At 74.5% G+C, this 19587-nt stretch carries 18 protein-coding genes; 9 read left to right on the forward strand and 9 right to left on the reverse strand.

Annotation, left to right across the window (positions count from 1 at the left end; translation table 11 throughout):
* Positions 1–21 precede the first annotated feature (21 nt).
* Positions 22–1161, reverse strand: a complete 1140-nt coding sequence (locus LG379_RS11085; RefSeq protein ID WP_225754591.1) for a DUF4192 domain-containing protein — start codon at positions 1159–1161, stop codon at positions 22–24.
* A 190-nt stretch (positions 1162–1351) separates the two neighbouring features.
* On the opposite strand from LG379_RS11085, the gene LG379_RS11090 reads away from it, so the two are divergent.
* Positions 1352–1987: a hypothetical protein gene (locus tag LG379_RS11090; protein ID WP_225754592.1), complete on the forward strand. Its 636-nt coding sequence runs from the start codon at positions 1352–1354 to the stop codon at positions 1985–1987.
* A 65-nt stretch (positions 1988–2052) separates the two neighbouring features.
* Positions 2053–3174, forward strand: a complete 1122-nt coding sequence (locus tag LG379_RS11095) for a polyprenyl synthetase family protein (protein ID WP_225754593.1) — start codon at positions 2053–2055, stop codon at positions 3172–3174.
* Positions 3175–3208: 34 nt separating this feature from the next.
* Here the strand turns inward: LG379_RS11095 and LG379_RS11100 are convergent, their stop codons facing one another.
* Positions 3209–3604, reverse strand: a complete 396-nt coding sequence (locus LG379_RS11100; RefSeq protein WP_225754594.1) for an Rv2175c family DNA-binding protein — start codon at positions 3602–3604, stop codon at positions 3209–3211.
* A gap of 221 nt (positions 3605–3825) precedes the next feature.
* Between LG379_RS11100 and LG379_RS11105 the strand changes: the two genes are divergently transcribed.
* Positions 3826–5184, forward strand: coding sequence for a LysM peptidoglycan-binding domain-containing protein (locus tag LG379_RS11105; RefSeq protein ID WP_225754595.1), 1359 nt, complete (start codon positions 3826–3828; stop codon positions 5182–5184).
* Positions 5185–5231: 47 nt separating this feature from the next.
* Positions 5232–7250: a Stk1 family PASTA domain-containing Ser/Thr kinase gene (pknB, locus tag LG379_RS11110; RefSeq protein ID WP_225754596.1), complete on the forward strand. Its 2019-nt coding sequence runs from the start codon at positions 5232–5234 to the stop codon at positions 7248–7250.
* Positions 7251–7304: 54 nt separating this feature from the next.
* On the opposite strand, the gene LG379_RS11115 is transcribed toward pknB, so the two are convergent.
* From LG379_RS11115 to LG379_RS11125, 3 genes are all read right to left on the reverse strand, one after another.
* Positions 7305–8657: a class II 3-deoxy-7-phosphoheptulonate synthase gene (locus LG379_RS11115; protein WP_225754597.1), complete on the reverse strand. Its 1353-nt coding sequence runs from the start codon at positions 8655–8657 to the stop codon at positions 7305–7307.
* Positions 8654–9874, reverse strand: a complete 1221-nt coding sequence (locus LG379_RS11120) for a pyrophosphate--fructose-6-phosphate 1-phosphotransferase (protein WP_225754598.1) — start codon at positions 9872–9874, stop codon at positions 8654–8656. Before LG379_RS11120 ends, LG379_RS11115 begins: the two co-directional genes overlap by 4 nt.
* Positions 9875–10063: 189 nt before the next feature.
* Complete coding sequence (locus LG379_RS11125; protein ID WP_225754599.1) at positions 10064–10864, reverse strand: 1-acyl-sn-glycerol-3-phosphate acyltransferase; 801 nt, start codon at positions 10862–10864, stop codon at positions 10064–10066.
* A 72-nt stretch (positions 10865–10936) separates the two neighbouring features.
* Here LG379_RS11125 and LG379_RS11130 point away from each other — a divergent pair, with 72 nt between their 5' ends.
* Positions 10937–11551 carry a hypothetical protein gene (locus LG379_RS11130; protein ID WP_225754600.1) on the forward strand — a complete coding sequence of 205 codons (615 nt, stop codon included), beginning with the start codon at positions 10937–10939 and terminating at the stop codon, positions 11549–11551.
* Positions 11552–11596: 45 nt separating this feature from the next.
* Here LG379_RS11130 and LG379_RS11135 read toward each other — a convergent pair whose 3' ends face one another.
* The gene (locus LG379_RS11135; RefSeq protein WP_225754601.1) at positions 11597–12544 is read right to left on the reverse strand and encodes an ROK family glucokinase; all 948 of its coding nucleotides are present in this window, start codon (positions 12542–12544) and stop codon (positions 11597–11599) included.
* A gap of 243 nt (positions 12545–12787) precedes the next feature.
* Here LG379_RS11135 and LG379_RS11140 point away from each other — a divergent pair, with 243 nt between their 5' ends.
* On the forward strand, positions 12788–14608 hold the full coding sequence (locus LG379_RS11140) for a long-chain fatty acid--CoA ligase (protein WP_225754602.1): 1821 nt from the start codon (positions 12788–12790) through the stop codon (positions 14606–14608).
* Positions 14609–14683: 75 nt separating this feature from the next.
* Here the strand turns inward: LG379_RS11140 and LG379_RS11145 are convergent, their stop codons facing one another.
* On the reverse strand, positions 14684–14869 hold the full coding sequence (locus tag LG379_RS11145) for a hypothetical protein (RefSeq protein ID WP_225754603.1): 186 nt from the start codon (positions 14867–14869) through the stop codon (positions 14684–14686).
* 78 nt (positions 14870–14947) lie between these two features.
* Here LG379_RS11145 and LG379_RS11150 point away from each other — a divergent pair, with 78 nt between their 5' ends.
* Together LG379_RS11150 and LG379_RS11155 are read left to right on the forward strand one after the other, a co-directional pair.
* Positions 14948–16717, forward strand: a complete 1770-nt coding sequence (locus LG379_RS11150; protein ID WP_225754604.1) for a DEDD exonuclease domain-containing protein — start codon at positions 14948–14950, stop codon at positions 16715–16717.
* Between the two features lie 29 nt (positions 16718–16746).
* The gene (locus LG379_RS11155) at positions 16747–17028 is read left to right on the forward strand and encodes an Lrp/AsnC family transcriptional regulator (RefSeq protein WP_225754605.1); all 282 of its coding nucleotides are present in this window, start codon (positions 16747–16749) and stop codon (positions 17026–17028) included.
* Positions 17029–17058: 30 nt separating this feature from the next.
* Here LG379_RS11155 and trpD read toward each other — a convergent pair whose 3' ends face one another.
* Complete coding sequence (trpD, locus tag LG379_RS11160) at positions 17059–18111, reverse strand: anthranilate phosphoribosyltransferase (protein ID WP_225754606.1); 1053 nt, start codon at positions 18109–18111, stop codon at positions 17059–17061.
* Complete coding sequence (locus LG379_RS11165; RefSeq protein ID WP_225754607.1) at positions 18111–18554, reverse strand: hypothetical protein; 444 nt, start codon at positions 18552–18554, stop codon at positions 18111–18113. The genes trpD and LG379_RS11165 overlap by 1 nt, the downstream gene beginning before the upstream one ends.
* A 278-nt stretch (positions 18555–18832) precedes the next feature.
* Here LG379_RS11165 and LG379_RS11170 point away from each other — a divergent pair, with 278 nt between their 5' ends.
* The gene (locus LG379_RS11170; protein ID WP_225754608.1) at positions 18833–19471 is read left to right on the forward strand and encodes a heme-copper oxidase subunit III; all 639 of its coding nucleotides are present in this window, start codon (positions 18833–18835) and stop codon (positions 19469–19471) included.
* Positions 19472–19587 lie beyond the last annotated feature (116 nt).

The following is a 19587-nucleotide window of genomic DNA, read 5'->3' on the forward strand; positions in this document are numbered from 1 at the left end:
TCCACCGATGGTCCTGCTCGTTCAGTGCCGGGGTGCGGCCAGCCACCCCGGCGGCATCCCGTGGCCGAGCGCCTCCTCGACGAGCAGGGCCAGGCGGTACGACGGGTCGTCCTGGAGGGCCCGCTCGAGCAGGACCCCGGCGCGGGCGCCGTCCCCCTTCCACCACGCGAGGACCGCCAGGAGGGTCGGCGCCCCCGGATGGCCGGGCCGGTGCGCCCGTACGGCCCGCAGGAGCCGCTCCGCCGCACCGACGGTCGCCTCCTGCGGGGGCACGCCGCAGGACGGGTCGACGACGCGCTGCAGCGCCGCGCCGACCTCCTCGCCGGCGTCCCCGGCCACGAGCCGGTCGGGCAGGCGCCCGGTGCCGGGGACGAGGAGGAGGAGGACGGCGTCCCGCACCAGGACGTCCTCCAGCCCTGCCGCGAGCCGCCCGAGCACCGGCGGCGCCGGCAGGGCCACGCCGTCGTCCCGCCCGTCCGGGTCCTGCCCGCCGTCGTCGGCGGACAGCTCCTCCAGCACGGCGCGCCACAGGTCCAACGACGCCTGGCGCCAGCGGTGCAGCGCGTCGGGCTCCGTGCAGGCGGACCGCCGGTCGGTCCACCGGACCGCCGCCCGCCGGGCGGAGCGCCGGTCCCGGCTCACGGCGGCGCCGACCTCACCGAGGTCATCCCGACGCTGCGCGACCGACGCCCCGCGCAGCACCATCTCCGCGCTGACGGCAGCCGCCTCGAGCTCCTCGAGGGAGCGCCCACCGGGCGGGCAGCACGCCTGGTCCTCGCAGCCCAGGCCGTACCAGCCCTGCGGACCGACCACCCACACCGACGGCTCGCCGAGGAGGTGCTCCGACGCCTCCGTGAGGTGGGCGCGCGCGGCTCTGCCGATCGCCGCGTCCGCGCCCCGGAGGTCCAGCCCGCTGTAGACGACCAGCACGACGCCTGCCGCGCCGTCGCCCACCAGGTGGCGCACGAGGGAGCGCGCCAGGACGGGCCCGTGCTCGGGCTGGGTGAGCGCGTCCAGGTCGACGCGGGCCACGAGCCCCACGCGCGACCGGTGGGCGCGGATGCTCACGACGACGGCGCTCTCGCGCGGGTGGAAGCCCAGCCGGAACGGGATGAGTGCGAGGAGCTCACGCGGTTCACGGGTGCGGATCGTGGTGGTCATGACCCGATACGACTACGGCGCTCCCCCGCGCGGCCGGGCCGCCCCAGCAGCCTGTGGACGCGCGTCGCGCCCCCGCGCTGTGGACGGGGCGGCACGACACCCCCCTCGTCGACGCGCGCCCGGCGCGACGTGCGGTTTCACCCGGGTGACGCCCTCGGACCGGGGCCTCCCCCACCGCTACCGTGGACGCATGGCCGGCACGGGTCGCGGCGACGCGCAGCAGCGGTGGCACGCTACGTGCCCGGCTCGCGGGCGGGCACGGTCGGCGTTGGCCGTCGTCCTGCTCGCCTCCGTCGTGACCGGTTGCGGCACGGCGGGGACCGGCACCTCCGTCGAGGGACGCCCGGCAGAGACGACGGGTGCCGGCGCCGACGCCGGGGACGTCCTCAGCGCGCCGGACGGCGCCGGCGCGCGGTCGGGCGCCGGGTCCGCCGGCGCCGCGGCGGACGCCGTGGAGCCCGGCATCGGGCCCTCCCGCGTCGGCGAGCTCGTCGAGGACTTCCCCGTGGACCTCCTGCCCGTCCCCGACGACGCCGTCCTGCTCGTCACCTCCGCGGTCCCCGTCGGCGGCTCCGCCGCGCGAGAGGTGTCGCTCAACCTGCGCACCCAGATGTCCGTCGGCGCGGTGGTGCGCCTCTACCGCGGCGCGCTGACGGACGCGGGCTTCGTCGAGGTGACACCGCCGACGGACGCCTCCGGCCCGACCGCCGACGCCACCTTCACGCGGTCCGGCGGCGACGAGGTGGTGACGATCGGGGTGCTCGACGTCGACGGCGCACGCACGCTCACGCTCGGTGGCCGCGTGCGCGCGGGCGGGGACGGCTGAGACCCCCGCACCGTCGCCCCCGGACGACGGTCGGCTGAGGGAGGCGGCGTCCTAGGGTGGAGGACGTGACCGCCGCCTCCTCCGCACCGACCGATCTCGAGGACGTCCGCTCGGACGTGGCCGCTGCCCTCGCCGAGCACCTCGACGACCTCGCCGCGGAGCTGGAGTCGTACGGCACGGCCGCTGCGGACCTGGTGGCAGCGATGGGGGCGATGCTCGAGGGCGGGAAGCGTCTGCGCCCGGCCTTCTGCTACTGGTCGTGGCGAGCCCACGGCGGCGCGGACGCGGCGGCGCGCGGGACCGGGGCCGACCGTCGTGCGGTGCTCCGGGTGGGAGCCGCGCTGGAGCTGTTCCAGGCCGCGGCGCTGTTCCACGACGACGTCATGGACGGCTCGGACACGCGCCGGGGGCGGCCCTCCGCGCACCGGCACTTCGAGACCGCCCACCGGGACGCCGGCTGGTCCGGCCCCGCCGCTGCCTTCGGGGAGGCCGCCGCGATCCTGCTGGGCGACCTCGCTCTCGTGGCGAGCGAACGGGAGCTGGCGGCTGCCCTCGCCGCCACCCCGGCCGGCGTCGCCGGGACGGCACGTGCCGTCTTCGACCGGATGCGCACCGAGGTCACCGTCGGGCAGTACCTCGACGTGCTGGGCCAGGCGCTGCCGTGGGGCGACGGCCACGAGGAGGAGGCGCGTGCGCGGGCCGTGGCCCGGGCGAAGAGCGCCCGCTACAGCGTCGAGCACCCGCTGGTCCTGGGCGCCGTGCTGGCGGGCGCAGCCCATGACGCGGTCGAGCGCTGCCGTCGCGTGGGGCTGGCGCTGGGCGAGGCCTTCCAGCTCCGCGACGACGTGCTGGGCGTCTTCGGGGACCCCGCGGCGACCGGCAAGCCGGCCGGCGACGACCTGCGGGAGGGCAAGCGGACGGTCCTGGTCGCCCGCGCCGTGCAGCTCGCCGCGGCGGAGGACCGCGCGCTGCTGACCGCGCACCTCGGCCGCCGCGACCTCACCCCGGACGACGTCGAGCGGCTGCGGGACGTCCTGCGCCGCAGCGGTGGGCTGGACGCCGTCGAGGCGATGATCGACGGCCTGGCGGGGCCGGCCCTGCAGTCGCTCGCGGACGCGCCACTCGAGGAACCCGGCCGGGCGATGCTCGTCCGCCTGGGCGAGGCGGCGGTGGACCGGCGCGCCTGACCGGCGACCCGCCTCTGCGGCGGAGGCCGGTCCGTCAGAGAGCCTCGGCCTGCGCCCGACGCCGCACCTCGGTCTTGTGGCCGGCGGCGAGCGCCTCGACCGGCGTCGACGGGCGTACCGGACCCGTGCCCAGCCCCCGGAGGGACTCGTCCGGCGTGAAGAGCCACCGGATGGCCGCCTCGTCGGAGAACCCCGCGTCGGCGAGGAGCGTCAGCGTGCCGGGCAGGGCAGGCACGACGTGCCAGCCGGCGTCCGGCGACGGCGCCAGGAAACCGGCGGGGACGCTGACCACGCCGCGCTCGCCCCGGCGCAGCGCGAGGAGGGAACGGTCCTCCACCAGCCGGCGCACGGCGCCCACGTCACGGCCGATCCTCTCGGCGACGTCGGGAAGGGTCAGCCACTCGCCCACCAGGGCGTCCAGGTCGCTCACGCTGTCAGCGTACGCACGCCCGGCACCGAACGCGGACCGCGGGGCATCGCCCGAGGGCACGCCCGCCGGGACCTCGGCGACGGGGACGACGAGGCACAGCAGGCGCACGCGGGTGAAGGACGCCGCATGCCCTTTCCCACGCTCGTGGTGTCGGCTACGGTCCTCTACTGTCACATCAGTCACACGAGCACCATCAGTCACAGCTCTTACAGGACGGACCCATGCGACCCACCGCCACGCGCGTCACCAGCCCGACCGTCCGACGCCGTACCGCCGGGACCGGGGGTCTGGGCCTCGCGCTCGCCGTGGCCAGCGTCGCGCAGGGCGCCTCGCCGGCCGCCGCCGAGGAGTACACCGTCCGTCCCGGTGACACGGTGAGCCACATCGCGCTGCGTACGAGCACGACGGTGCGCGACATCGTCGCCGCCAACGGACTGGACGCCCGGGCCGCCGTGCGCGCCGGTCAGCGCCTCGTCATCCCCTCCACCGCGCCGACGGCGCCCGCCCCGTCAGCCACGCCCGCAGCGACAGGCGGTACGCACCGCGTCGCCACCGGCGAGACGGTCTCGGGGATCGCCGCGCGGTACGGCACCAGCGTGGCCGCGATCGTCTCCGCGAACGCGCTGGACTCCCGGGCCTTCATCCGCGCCGGCCAGACCCTCACCATCCCCGGCGCCGCCGGCGCGCCTGCCCCCGCCGCCGTACCTGCTTCGGTGGTCGCGACGACGGCGTCGCACCGCGTCGCCTCGGGAGAGACCGTGTCCGGCATCGCCGCGCGCTACGGCACGACCGTGGCCGCGATCGCGTCCGCCAACGGCCTCGACGCGCGCGCCTTCATCCGCGCCGGTCAGACCCTGACCATCCCCGGCGCCGCCGGACCCGCACCCGTCGCGGCGCCCGCCGCGGCACCCGCGCCCGCAGTCACGGCGTCGCACCGTGTCGCCTCCGGCGAGACCGTCTCGGGGATCGCCGTCCGGTACGGCACCACCGTCGCCGCCCTCGTCGCGGCGAACGGGCTGGACGCCCGCGCGACGATCCGCGCAGGGCAGACGCTCGCCGTCCCGTCGTCGGTCGCGCCCGCCGCCCCGGCGACGCTCGTGGGCAACACCTTCGCCGGACGCACGTACCCCGAGGCCACGGTCGCGTCCGCGAACCAGAACAAGGCGTCGCTGCTCGCCGCCGGCGTCCCGAGCAAGGCCGAGATGCAGTCCCTCGTCGTCGCGACGGCACGCCAGATGGGAGTCGACCCGGCGCTGGCGCAGGCGATCGCCTACCAGGAGTCCGGCTTCAACCAGTCGGCGGTCTCGCCGGCCAACGCCATCGGCACCATGCAGGTCATCCCGTCCTCCGGCGAGTGGGCCTCGCAGATGGTGGGACGCCCGCTGAACCTCCTGCACCCCCAGGACAACGTCGTCGCAGGCGTGGCGATCCTGCGCCAGCTCGTCCGGACGGCACCGGACCTGCCCACCGCCATCGCCGGCTACTACCAGGGCCTGGCCGGCGTGCAGCGGAACGGCATGTACCCGGACACCCGCCGGTACGTGGCGAGCATCCAGACGCTCATGACACGGTTCGGCTGAGCGCCCGCCTCCCCGGGGCGGCCGGGGCGCGCACGTACACTGCGGCCGTGGCAGCGACTCTCACGGACCCGCTCATCGGCCAGGTGGTCGACGGGCGCTACGAGGTGCTGTCACGCGTCGCGCGAGGTGGCATGGCCACCGTCTACCGGGCGCTGGACCGGCGGCTGGAGCGCGAGGTCGCGCTCAAGATCATGCACCCGCACCTCGCCGACGGGGCGTCGGGCTCGGACTTCGTGGCCCGCTTCCGTCGCGAGGCCCGCGCGGCGGCACGGCTCACGCATCCCGGCGTCGTGGGGGTCTACGACCAGGGCGTGGACGGCGAGACGAGCTACCTGACCATGGAGTTCGTCGACGGCACCAGTCTGCGCCGGCGGCTGACCGAGACAGGGCCGCTCGGCGTCGGCGAGGCGCTCGCGACCGCGGAGGCCGTCCTCGACGCCCTCGCCGTGGCACACCGCTCCGGCGTCGTCCACCGTGACGTGAAGCCGGAGAACGTGCTGCTCGCCACGGACGGACGTGTCAAGGTCGTGGACTTCGGGCTCGCCCGGGCCCTCACCGACGCGAGCCACACCAGCACCGGCACCGTGCTCGGAACCGTCGCGTACCTGGCCCCGGAGCTGGTGACGCAGGGCACCAGCGACGCCCGCACGGACGTCTACGCGATGGGCATCCTCCTCTTCGAGATGCTCACCGGCCGCCAGCCGTTCACCGGCACCACCCCCATCCAGGTGGCCTACCAGCACGTCAACAGCGACGTGCCGCCACCCTCGGACCTCGTGGACTGGCTGCCGGCAGAGGTCGACGAGCTCGTGCAGTGCCTCGCGGCGCGGCCGGCCGACGAACGCCCCGCGGAGGCCGGCGCCGCCCTCGCACTCGTCCGCCGCTGCCGGGCGGCGCTGGACGAGGGCACCCTCGCCCGCCGCGCCGATGCCCCCGCCGGCGTCGTCGTCCGGGCCGACCGCACCGACGGCGGCGACCGTGCGGACGTCACGGACGGGGACCCCGACGAGACCACGGTGCTCCGCGCAGACCCGCGAGGTCGTGCCTCGCAGGGGCAGGGAGGCACCGTCGCCCTACCCGTGGCGGCGGTGCGCGCCGCGGCCCTCCCCCAGCAGGCCGGTGCACCGGACGACGCCTCGAGCCGTTCCGACGACCCCGCGCTGCGCCGGTGGCGGCACCGGGTCGCCGCCGTCCTCGCTCTCATCGCCGTCGGTGCGGTCCTCGGTCTGGCGGGGATCTGGTACGCCACAGCAGGGCCGGGCGCCTACACGTCCGTGCCCGGCGGGCTCGTGGGGGCCGACCGGACGGCCGCCGAGGAGGTGCTCTCCGCAGCAGGCCTCGGCGTGTCCGAGGTGACCGAGGTGTTCGACCCGCAGGCGCCCGCGCAGAGCGTGGTCGCCGTGGAGCCTGGCGAGGGGGCACGGATCCCCAAGGCCGGCGACGTGGCGCTGACCGTCTCCAAGGGACCGGACCTGCGGGTCGTGCCCGAGGGCCTCGTCGGGGCGTCCGTCGAGGACGCCGTCGCGGCGCTCGAGGGCGTGGGCCTGGTCGGCGTGGAGACCGAGCGTGCGTACGACGACGCGGCGCCGGTCGGGACCGTGCTGACCGCCGCCGCCGAGCCCGGCGCCACCCTGGCGGTCGGGTCGGAGGTCGGCCTCCTGGTCTCGGACGGGCCGGAGCCGGTGACGATCCTCTCCGTGGTCGGCGTCGAGGCCGGCGCCGCCCGTCAGCAGCTCGAGGCGGACGGCCTCGTCGTCGCGGAGAGCACCGGGTTCAGCGAGCAGCACGCCGCAGGCGTCGTCATGGCTCAGGACCCCGCTCCCGGGACGGCCGCGGTCCGGACCGACACGGTGACCATCACGGTGTCCCAGGGTCCGCCGCTCGTGGAGGTGCCGGATCTCGTGGGCCAGCAGTTCGCCGACGCCCGGGCGGCGCTCGAGCGCCTCGGCTTCGCGGTCGTCCGCGAGGACGTGCTCGGCGGCTTCTTCGGCACCGTCCGCAGCCAGGACGCCGCTCCCGGCTCCACGTTGCCCAAGGGCTCGACGATCACCCTCGCCGTCGTCTGACCCTCGTCCGGGGCCGGCGGCGAGGTGGGTCACCCACCCCGCCGCCGGCGTGCCTCAGGAGCCGCGGATCATCTCGGCGACGAGGAAGGCCATCTCGAGCGACTGCTGGTGGTTCAGGCGCGGGTCGACGAGCGTCTCGTAGCGCCGGGCGAGCCCGTCGTCGTCGATCGCCTCGCTGCCGCCCAGCACCTCGGTGACGTCGTCACCGGTGAGCTCGACGTGCAGGCCGCCGGGCACGGAGCCGACCGACCGGTGCGCCTCGAAGAAGCCACGGACCTCGTCGAGGACGTCGTCGAAGCGGCGGGTCTTGAAACCGCTCGCGGACGTGATCGTGTTGCCGTGCATGGGGTCGCTCACCCAGGTGACCGGGCGCCCGGACGCGGTGACCTTCTCCAGGAGGGGCGGCAGCGTGTCGCGGATCCGGCTCGCCCCCATGCGGGTGATGAAGGTGAGCCGGCCCGGGACGTCGTTCGGGTTGAGCCGGTCCATGAGGGCCAGTGCGTCGTCCGCGGTCGTCGTCGGGCCCAGCTTCACCCCGACCGGGTTGCGCACCCGCGACAGGAAGTCGACGTGGGCGCCGTCGATCTGGCGCGTCCGCTCGCCGATCCACAGGAAGTGGGCCGAGCAGTCGTACGGCGTCCCCGTCCGTGAGTCGATCCGGGTGAGGGGGCGCTCGTAGTCCAGGAGCAGCGCCTCGTGACTGGCGAAGAACTCGACCGTGCGCAGGGCGTCGAAGTCGGCCCCGCAGGCCGCCATGAAGCGCATCGCGCGGTCGATGTCCCCCGCGACCTCCTCGTAGCGGGCGTACGCCGGGTTGGCCGTGAACCCGCGGTTCCACTCGTGCACCCTGCGCAGGTCCGCGAAGCCACCCGTGGTGAACGCGCGGATGAGGTTCAACGTGGCCGCCGAGCGGTGGTACGCCTCGACGAGCCGACGGGGGTCCGGCACCCGCTCCGCGGGCGTGAAGGCGTACGCGTTGACGGCGTCGCCCCGGTAGGCGGGCAGCGTGACCCCGTCACGTGTCTCGTCGTCGCTGCTGCGCGGCTTGGCGTACTGCCCCGCCATCCGGCCCATCTTGATGACCGGCAGGCTGCCGCCGTACGTGAGCACGACCGCCATCTGCAGGATCGTCTTGATCTTGTTGCGGATGTTGTCCGCCGTCGCCTCGGCGAAGGTCTCGGCGCAGTCCCCGCCCTGGAGGAGGAACGCCTCGCCTCGACCCGCTGCACCGAGGTGGGCCGTGAGGACGTCGGCCTCTCCGGCGAACACCAGGGGCGGCAGGGAGGCCAGCTCGCCGGACACGCGCCCGACGGCGTCCGCGTCCGGCCAGGTGGGCTGGTGCCGCCGCGGCAGCTCCCGCCAGGCGTCCAGCCCGGCCACGACGGCGGCGTCGGCGACCGCGCTCACGGCGTGCCCGCCGGCACGAGCGGCTGGCCCAGACCCTCCAGCAGCGCGACGAACCACGGCTGGCTGACGTCGAACGCCTTGCCGCCGGCGATGCGGGGGAAGGCGATCGCCTTGAGCCGGTCGTCGTCCTCCTCGTCGTGGCCGATGACCCCGGACTCGGCCCGCAGCGCGCACTCGACGGCGAGGTCCGTCATGGTCTTGATGAGGCGGAGGTCCTCGGCGTTCGGCGCCGCGGCGCGCGAGTAGTACCCCGACTTCTGGACCATGACCTTCTCCGCGCCCAGCTTGTCCGCGAACTGCTGCGCGAACCACTGCCCGGGGTTGATGGTGTCCAGCTTGACGTGGCCGAACGGGTCGCGCTCGACGGTCTCGCCCGCGGCCTCGAGCTGCGCCACGATCTCGTGCATGCCCGCGCCCTCGGAGAGGAAGATGTTGACGTTGCCCTGCTCATCCATGATCGTGCGCAGGCGGGCGGCCTCCGCGTCGATGTCGAGCGCCAGCTCGGGCACGAAGACGGCGTGCACGTCCCAGCGCTCGCGCGTCAGCCCGATCGAGGGCACCCACTCCTGACGGTCGAGCCACTTCCGGTACTCCGCGGCCGCAGCGGCCGTGAGCCAGCCGCAGTGCCGACCCATGACCTCGTGGACGATGAGCATCCGCGGCCCGGAACGGTGCTCGCCGATGACGTTCACCGCGAAGCCCGCGGCCTCCTCGGCGGCGGTCCAGGCACCCAGCGACTGCTTGATCGGCACCACGTCGTTGTCGATCGTCTTGGGCAGCCCGACGACCGTCAGCTCGTAGCCGTTCTCGTGGAGGTAGGCCGCGAGGTCCGCCGCGGTGGTGTTCGTGTCGTCACCACCGATGGTGTGGAGCACGTCCACGCCGTCCGCCTTGAGCTGCTCCGCGGCGACGTGGAGCGGGTCCTGGCCCTCCTGGACCAGGCCGCGCTTGACGCAGTCCTTGGCGTTGGTGAGCTTGACCCGGGAGTTGCCGATCGGGCTGCCGCCGAAGCGGTGCAGGACGCCGGCCTTCGCACGCGCCTCGTCGTCCACGACGACCTTGTCGCCGCGCAGGAGCCCGTGGTACCCGTGCTGATAGGCGATGATCTCAATCTCGGGCGCGATCTCCGTGTACCGCTCGATCAGGCCACCCACGGCGGACGACAGGCAGGGGGCGAAGCCTCCGGCGGTCAGCAGGGCGACACGACGAACCGACATGGGGAAGCACCTTCCGTTGATGCTGCTGATCAGCACACCGAGGCCGGACGAGGCCGGGACGCCGGGACCAGGACGGTCGGTCCAGGCCGGCTGCGGCACGGGCGGCGCACGCCCACCCGAGACGCTCGACCGGCACGGCCGCCCGCACGCCGTCGTCCGATGTGGCAGGTCACCTGGCGGTGACGCTCGTCATCCTACTGACGGTGCATCGGGACCCGGCGGGGGGCCCGGAACCTGGACGTCGGGCGCGCGGCGCCCGCCCGGGGCGGAGGGACCGCCCGAGCCCGGCCCGACCTCGTCGGGACGGTGCCCCGCCGCGATCCGGGCCTTGGCGGTCGCTGCGTACATGTCGACGTACTCCTGCCCGGACAGGCTCATGAGCGCGTACATGATCTCGTCCGTGACCGACCGCAGGATGAACCGGTCGTTCTCCATGCCCTTGTACCGGCTGAAGTCCAGCGGCTCCCCGATGACGACGCCGATCTGCATCGGGCTCGGGATGACCTGGCCGATCGGCTGCGCGACGTCGGTGCCGATCATGGCGACGGGGATCACGGGGACGCCCGCCTCGAGGGCGAGGCGGGCGACGCCGGTCTTGCCGCGGTACAGGCGGCCGTCCGGGCTGCGCGTGCCCTCGGGGTAGATGCCGAAGAGGTTGCCCGACCGCAGGACCTCCAGCCCCGTACGCAGCGCCGCCTCGCTCGCCTTGCCGCCGCCCCGGTCGACCGGGATCGTCCCGACGCCGCGGAAGAAGCCGGCCTTGAGGCGGCCCTTGACCCCCGTGCCGGTGAAGTACTCGGACTTGCCGATGAACCGGATCTTGCGGGAGAGGACGAGCGGGAGCACGAAGGAGTCGATGACCGCGAGGTGGTTGCTCGCCAGGATCGCCCCGCCCTCGGCGGGGACGTTCGACGCCCCGCGCACCCAGGGACGGAACATCCCGCGCAGCAGCGGGCCGGCGAGGACCCGCTTCATCACCCAGTAGAACAACGCGCCGTCCCCTCCGCTGCGTCGATGCGGTCGAGGTCCGCCCGACGTCGTGTCGACTCTAGAGTGCTGTGCATGGCCGTTCGTCCGCACGACCCCGACGGCGAGCCCGACGACGGCGCGCACGACGAGGAGCAGGGTACGGCCCGGGACGCCGACGTGGACCGTGAGTGGCTCGAGATCGTGGCCCGCCTGCGGAGCGACGCGGACACACCCCCGTCGGCGCCCCGCGCGGCCGCACCGGACCGGGCCGCCGGGCCGGAGGACGAGGGCCCGGCGACGTCCGGGCCCGGGTCCCCCGGGCAGGTGTCGCCGCGACCCCCTGCCGCCGGCGGGTCGGCGACCCCGCCGCCTCCCGCCGCGGGCGGGTCGGCGGTCAGGCCCCCCGGCGCGGCGTCGCCCACGGACCCGCGCGCGTGGTCCCTCGACCCGGAGGTCGAGGAGCGGGAGACCCATTTCCAGCCCCCGGACCCGGGCCCTGTGCTCGGGGGCGACCCGCTCCTGACGATGGCGTGGGGCGCCGTCGTCGGCGCGCCGCTGCTCTTCCTGCTGTCGGTGACCTTCTGGCGGTCGGCGCCGACCGTGCTTCTCCAGGTGGCCGCGGTGCTGTTCGTGGCCGGGCTCGGCGTGCTGCTGTGGCGCATGCCGCACCGTCGCGACGACGACGACGGCCCCGGGGCCGTCGTCTGAGGCGCACGTCCCCAGACCGGGGACGCTGACTCCGGGAGGACGACGTCAGAGGCGCGCGAGGTCCGCGGCTCCCACGATCCCCGCCTCGTTCCCCATCGACGCGAGCTCGATCCGCGCCTCCGGGTGGTAGCCCCGGGCGGACAGGTGCGTCGCGAAGGCGTCCCGCGCCGGGGCGACGAGGAGGTCCCCCGCCTCCCCCACGCCGCCGCCGATGACGACGAGCGCGGGGTCCAGGAGGGCGGCGACGCTCGCCGACCCGGCACCGATCCATCTGCCGAGGTCCGCGAGCAGCGCGATCGCCAGGGGGTCGCCCTCCTGGGCGGCGAGCGTCACGGACGGCCCGCTCACCCGCGCCGGGTCGCCACCGGCGAGCTGGAGGAGGCGGGCGGCGCGCTCCGGCTGCGTCGCCGCGACCGCCCTGGCCTCGCGCACGAGGGCGGAGCCGGACGCGTACTGCTCCCAGCAGCCGCGTTGACCGCAGCCGCACAGGTGGCCCTCCGGCACCACGCGCACGTGGCCGACCTCGGCGGCCACGCCCCACGCCCCTCGGACGAGCCGGCCGTCGACGACCACGGCGCCGCCGAGGCCCGTGCCGACGGTCAGCATGAGCATGTCATCCACGTCCCGGCCCACCCCGAACCGGAACTCGGCCCAGCCGGCCGCGTTGGCGTCGTTCTCCACCACGATCTTCAGCTCGGGGCGGTCGAGGATGGCCGCGACCCGCTCGCGCAGGGGGTACGCGCGCCAGGCGACGTTGGGCCCGAACAGCGCCGTGCGGCGGTCCGAGCTCATGAAGCCGGCGGCCGCGATGCCGAGGGCGCCCACCGGGTGCTGCCCGGACAGCTCCAGGAACAGGTCCGCGACCGCGCGGTCGATCTCCGCCGGATCCCCGGCCACGGTGTCGCGCTTGGCCTGCGCGAGGATCACGCCGTCCTCGTCGACCACGCCCGCGGCGATCTTCGTCCCGCCGATGTCCACACCGATCGTGTCCATGCCCGTCCTCGTACCCGGTCTCCTGGCGAGTGCTTCGCCGCACGAGGAGGCTACCGACCGGCGGGGGCGCGCACGCAGGACGACCGGTGCGTGGCGCCCGACCGGACGCCCCGCGCACGACGGGCGCCCCCGAGCGGCTCTGACGTGGGAAGGTGTCCTCAGAGCGAGCCCCGGGCCCTCCTGCGTCCCGACCTCGCCAGTCGGTAGGGTTCGCCCCACCATCCACCTGCCACTGGAGTCAGCATGGACGAGTTCCGTACACCCCTCCTCGTCGAGGTCGACCCCGCCGAGAACCTCAACACCCTCCTCGCCGCGCGCGTCGCCGGCCAGGGCGACGGGCCGATGATGGAACGCAAGGGCGGTCTGGGCGCGGTGTGGACACCCGTCAGCGCACGGGAGTTCGACCGCGAGGTCGTCGCCGTGGCGAAGGGCCTCGTGGCCAAGGGCATCGAGCCCGGGCAGTCCGTCGGCATCATGAGCCGGACCCGGTACGAGTGGACCCTCCTGGACTTCGCGATCTGGGCGGCCGGCGGCGTCACGGTCCCGATCTACGAGACCTCCTCAGCCGAGCAGGTCCAGTGGATCGTCACCGACGCGAGCGTCCGTCTGCTCGTCGTCGAGTCGGCCGCGCACGCCGCGGTCGTCGACGACGCTCGGCCCAGCGCACCGGACCTCGGGGAGGTCCTCGTCCTCGACCACGACGGCGTCCAGCAGCTGGTGGAGGCAGGGCGCGCGGTCCCGGACGAGGAGATCGCGCGCCGACGCGCCCTGGCGAACCTCGACGACCTCGCCACGATCATCTACACCTCCGGGACGACGGGTCGGCCGAAGGGCGTGGAGCTCACCCACGGCAACTTCGTCATCCTCACGAAGAACGCGGTGGCCAAGCTCGGCAAGGAGGTCTGCCCGCCCGGCTCCCGCACGCTGCTGTTCATGCCGCTCGCGCACGTCTTCGCGCGGTTCATCGAGGTGCTCGTCGTCGCGGCCGGCGCCACGCTGGGGCACAGCCCCGACACCAAGACCCTCGTGGCGGACCTCGGCGAGTTCCGACCGACCTTCATCCTCTCGGTGCCGCGCGTCTTCGAGAAGGTCTACAACTCCTCCGAGCAGAAGGCTGCGGCCGGCGGCAAGCGGGCCATCTTCCAGCGTGCCGCGAAGACGGCGATCGTCTATTCGCGGGCCCTGGACGAGCCGAAGGGCCCCAGCCCGTGGCTGCGGCTGCAGCACAAGGTCGCGGACGTGCTGGTGCTGTCGAAGATCCGCAAGGCGCTCGGCGGAGAGGCCGAGTGGGCGATCTCCGGAGGAGCCCCGCTCGGCGAGCGTCTCGGCCACTTCTACCGCGGCGTCGGCCTCAAGGTCCTCGAGGGCTACGGCCTCACCGAGACGACGGCGCCCACCACGGTGAACCTGCCCGACGCGACCAAGATCGGGTCGGTCGGTCCCCCGCTCCCCGGTGCGGCGGTACGCGTGGCGGACGACGGCGAGATCCTCATGACCGGTCCGCACGTCTTCGGGCGCTACCACAACAACGCCGACGCGACGGTGGAGGCCTTCGACGGTGAGTGGTTCCGCAGCGGCGACCTCGGGTCGCTCGACACGGACGGCTTCCTGCGGATCACGGGCCGCAAGAAGGAGATCATCGTCACCGCGGCGGGCAAGAACGTCGCGCCCGCCGTGCTCGAGGACCGGCTCCGCGGTCACCCGCTCGTGAGCCAGGTCGTCGTCGTCGGGGACCAGAAGCCGTTCATCGGCGCGCTGATCACGCTGGACGCCGAGGCCCTGCCCGGGTGGCTGTCGACGCACGACCTGCCCGAGATGGACGTCGTTGCAGCGGGACGGCACCCCCAGGTCCGCGCCGCGCTGGACCGTGCCGTGGAGCGCACCAACCAGGCGGTGTCGCGTGCGGAGTCGATCCGCAAGTACGCGGTGCTCGACACCGACTTCACGATCGAGAACGACTACCTCACGCCGTCGATGAAGGTGAAGCGCTCGCTCGTCCTCAAGGACTTCGCGGGCGAGGTGGAGGCGCTGTACACGGGCAACGGGTCGGAGTCCCGCGACTGAGCACGTCCGGCGCGCGCGGCCCCGACCGATGGGGCCGCGCGCGTCGCGCTGTGCCCGGAGCAGGGGCGCCGAGCCTCACAGACCGGTCGCGAGCCGCAGCGGGGGGACGAGCCCCGAGCCGGCCAGCACGGCGATCGCGCCCTGCTCCGCCAGGTCGAGCTCGACGGCCACGCTGGGGCGGACGGGGATCGTCAGGAAGGTGACGACGCAGTCGCTGCAGGCGTCACCGCGGGCAGTGCAGGAGTCACAGTCGATCATCATGACCCGCACGCTAGGTCCGACCACCGACACGAGCGTGTCCGCCGTCCGGTGTCGGTGGCGCGTCCTACCGTCTGCGCCATGGCGACAGCAGCACCGGTGCAGCCGACCTTCGACACCTTCGACGCAGGGGTCACCCCGCTGCGTGAGGTGACCTTCGTCGTCGTCGACCTGGAGACGACCGGGGGCAGCCCGCAGACGTGCGGCATCACGGAGATCGGCGCCGTGCGCGTCCGAGGTGGCGAGGTGCTCGGCGAGCTGCAGACGCTCGTGGACCCCGGCACGCCGGTGCCCGCCACCATCGCCGCGCTCACCGGCATCACGACGTCCATGGTCCGCGGGGCACCGACGATCGCGGAGGTCCTGCCGTCGTTCCTCGAGTTCGCCCGCGGCGCGGTGCTCGTCGCGCACAACGCGCCGTTCGACATGGGGTTCCTGCGCGCCGCGGCCGCTGCGCACGGGCACGCGTGGCCCGACGCCCGGGTCGTCGACACGGTGGCCCTCGCCCGCCGGGCGCTCACCCGCGACGAGGTCCCCAACAACAAGCTGTCGACGCTCGCCGCGTACTTCCGCGCCGCCGTCACGCCCGTCCACCGCGCGCTGGACGACGCGCGCGCCACGGTGGACGTCCTGCACGGGCTCCTGGACCGGCTCGGGGCGCTCGGCGTCACCACGCTCGAGGACCTGGCCACCGCAGCGGACCCGGTGCCGGCCGCTCGTCGGCAGCGGCGGCACCTGGCCGACGGGCTGCCCGACGCGCCCGGCGTCTACCAGTTCGTCGACGGACGGGGCGAGGTGCTCTACGTCGGGACCTCGACCAGCATCCGCACCCGCGTCCGGTCGTACTTCACGGCAGCGGAGTCGCGTCGCCGCATGACCGAGATGGTCATGCTGGCGGAGCGGGTCGACCCCGTGGTGTGCGGCACGGTCCTGGAGGCGCGCGTGCGGGAGCTGCGGCTCATCGCCGAGCACAGCCCGAGGTACAACCGACGCTCCCGCTTCCCGGAACGGCAGCCGTGGGTGCGCCTGACCGTCGAGCCGTTCCCCCGCCTGTCGGTGGTCCGGGACCTCGGCGGCCCGGACCGCACCGAGGGTGCCACGCACATCGGCCCCTTCGGCTCCCGCGCCGTGGCGCAGCTCGCGGTGGACGCGCTGCACGCCGCGTTCGCCTTGCGTCAGTGCACCGGCAGGCTGCCTGCCACGCCGTCGCCGCGAGCCTCCGCGTGCGCGCTGGCGGGCATGGGGCGCTGCGGCGCGCCGTGCACCGGCGCGCAGGGCACAGCCGGCTACGCCCTCGTCGCCGACAGCGTCCGGACGGCCATGGTCGCGGACCCGGAGCAGGTGGTCGACGCCCACGCCCGCCGGATCGCCGTCCTTGCCCTGGAGGAGCGGTTCGAGGAGGCCGCGGCGGTCCGGGACCGCCTGGAGGCGTTCCTGCGCGGCGCCGCGCGTGCGCAGCGCTCGCGTCGCCTCGCCGCGGTCCCCCAGCTGGTGGCGGCACGCCGGACCGACGCCGGGGGCTGGGAGGTCGTCGTCGTGCGGCACGGTCGCCTGTGCGCGACGGCGACGACGCCGCCACGCACGGACCCGCGCGCGACCATCGACGCGCTCGTCGCGACGGCCGAGGAGGTGGAGCCGCCGGTCCTGCCGGCAGGCCGCGGCCACCCGGAGGAGGTGGACCTCGTGCTCGCCTGGCTCGAGCAGGACGGTGTCCGGCTCGTCGAGGTCGGTGAGGGCTGGGCGTGCCCTGTCCGCGGGGCGGAGGCCTACCGCGTCCCGGGCACCTCGCCGGCCGTCGTGGCGGTCACCGTGGGGAGGTCGTCGGACGCCGCGGTGCCCGTCACGGCATGATGAGTGCCACGACCACCAGGAGGAACGTCATGATCACCGCCATCGTCCTCATCGACACCGACCCGGCGCGCATCCCCGAGATCGCCGCCCAGGTCGCCGAGATCGCGGGCGTCAGCGAGGTCTACTCCGTGACGGGCGAGGTGGACCTCGTCGCCATGGTGCGCGTCCGCGAGCACGAGAAGCTCGCCGACGTCATCGCGGACAGCATCAGCAAGGTCGACGGCGTCCTGCGCACCCAGACGTACATCGCGTTCCGTGCCTACTCCGAGCACGACCTGGAGGAGGCGTTCGACCTGGGTCTGGGCGACTGAGGGGACACCCGGCCCAGGGCAGGGCGCGGCTCAGGCGTTCGAGGCCGAGACCCACCGCTCCAGCACCGCTGCCGCTCCCCCGTCGTCGACGGCGGCCGCGGCCGTGGCCAGGCCCGCCCGGAGGCGCTCGACGAGGCCGCCCTCGCCGGCTCCCGGCGTCGAGCCCTCCGCGACGAGCGCCGCGGCGGCGTTGAGGAGCACCGTCTCGCGCACCGGCCCCGGCTCCCCCTCGAGGAGCCGCCGGACCACGTCCGCGTTGTGCTCCGGGGACCCTCCGCGCAGGTCCTCCACCGCGATGGCCGTGAGACCGAGGTCGGCGGCCGGGTCGAGCACGTGCTCCTCGACCTGCCCGTCACGGACCCACCACACGTGCGCGGGTCCCGTGGCGGCGAGCTCGTCGAGCCCGCCGTGCCCCCGGAAGACCAGCGCCGAGGTGCCGCGCTCCGCCAGCACGCCGGCCATGAGCACCGCCATCCGGGCGTCCGGCACGCCCAGCGCCGCCGCAGCCGGCTGAGCGGGGTTCGTCAGGGGGCCGAGGATGTTGAACGCCGTCGGGACGCCGAGCTCGCGTCGCGTCGGCGCGGCGTGGCGCATCGCCGGGTGGAAGACCTGGGCGAAGCAGAAGGTGATGCCCACCTCGCTCGCCAGCTCCGCGACGCGCTGCGGCGGGTGGTCGAGCCGCAGACCCAGCGCCTCGAGGACGTCGGCCGTGCCGCTCGACGACGAGGCCGCGCGACCTCCGTGCTTGACGACACGCACGCCGGCCCCCGCGACGACCAGGGCGGCCATCGTGGAGATGTTGACCGTGTGGTGCATGTCGCCGCCCGTGCCGACGATGTCGACCGCCCGGCCCGGCACCTCGATGCGGTGCGCGTGCGCCAGCATCTCGTCGACGAGGCCGCTGACCTCGTCCACCGTCTCCCCCTTGGCCCGGAGCGCCACCAGGAACGCGGCGAGCTGCACCGGCGACGCCTCGCCGGCCATCACCTGCCCCATGGCCCACGCGGCGTCCTCGGCAGCGAGGTCCTCACGGGCGAGGAGCCGCGCGAGCAGGCCGCTCCACGACCGGTCCGCGCCGGACATCACACCGCGTGCGAGCCGCGCAGGACCCCTGCGACCGCGTCCTGCACGACGATCGGGTCCAGCGGCCGCGAGACGACCGCGTCCGCGCCCGTCCACGAGGCGAGCCAGGCGTCCTGCGGGCGGCCGATGAGCAGCAGCACGGGCGGGCAGCGGAAGATCTCGTCCTTGAGCTGGCGGCACAGGCCCATGCCGCCGTTCTTCGCGGCCTCCCCGTCGAGAATCAGCAGGTCCAGGCCGCCGGCGTCGACCGTGGAGATGGCGACCTCGGCCGTCGCCACCTCGACCCACTCGATCGGCGGCAGGTCACGGGCGACCCGGCGACCGACGGCCAGGCGGACGGCCTCCCGGGTGCCGGCGTGGGAGCTGTAGAGCAGCACACGCAGGGCCGCCGGAGCCGTGCCGGCGTCCTGGTCCCACTCGTCGTGCACGTCCGTCGTGGCCATCCTCGCCTCACTCGTTCTCGACCGATGCGGTGGGCCGCCCCACCAGCGCCTCATCTTGGCACGGACGGGGACCGCAGGACCGCAGGGGGCGACCGCCCCGGGGCAGGCGGCGGCGCCCGTCCGCGAACCGCTCCGGCGCCGTGCGACCTGCGGTCCGGACGCCGGCAGCCGCGACGTGGCGGGGCGCGCCGGGAGGCCCTGAGCCGGTACTGAGACCGCCGGGACGCGCGGTCGGGCCCTTGGTCCCACTCGGCACGCTCGTCCGCCATAATGACGGGGTGTCAACTACGACGGCTGCGATCTCCGCCCCACCGCACCTGAGCGTCAACCGGCCCAACCCGGTGTCGGTCGGCACCATCGTGTGGCTCGCGAGCGAGCTGATGTTCTTCGCGGGCCTGTTCGCGATGTACTTCACGCTCCGCTCGACGGTGCCCGAGGTGTGGGCCGCCGAGACCCCCGAGCTCAACCTGACGTTCGCCGCGATCAACACCACCGTCCTGGTGCTGAGCTCGATCACGTGCCAGATGGGCGTGTGGGCCGCGGAGCGCTTCCAGCCGTACCGGACCGGGAAGGTGCTCGAGGTCAACCGCTGGGGCATGACCGAGTGGATGACCCTGACCTTCATCATGGGGTCGGTCTTCATCGCGGGTCAGGTCTTCGAGTACGCCGAGCTCGTCGAGCACGGGCTGACCATCTCCTCGAGCCCGTACGGCTCCGTCTTCTACCTGACGACCGGCTTCCACGGCCTCCACGTCGTCGGTGGGCTGATCGCCTTCCTCTTCGTGCTCGGCCGGGCGTTCTCCGCCCGTCGGTTCGGGCACCACGAGGCGACGACGGCCATCGTCACGTCGTACTACTGGCACTTCGTCGACGTGGTGTGGATCGCGCTCTTCTTCGCGATCTACATCATCCGCTGACGCGATCATGATCGTGCGTCAGCGGGAAGGCACCGTCGCACCAGACCGCCGCGGTGGGCACCCGCCGCGCAGGACCGACCGTCCCGGCAGGCAGGACGGCAGGAACGAGATGAGGA

Source organism: Actinotalea sp. Marseille-Q4924, assembly GCF_916618755.1.
Lineage (GTDB): Bacteria > Actinomycetota > Actinomycetes > Actinomycetales > Cellulomonadaceae > Actinotalea.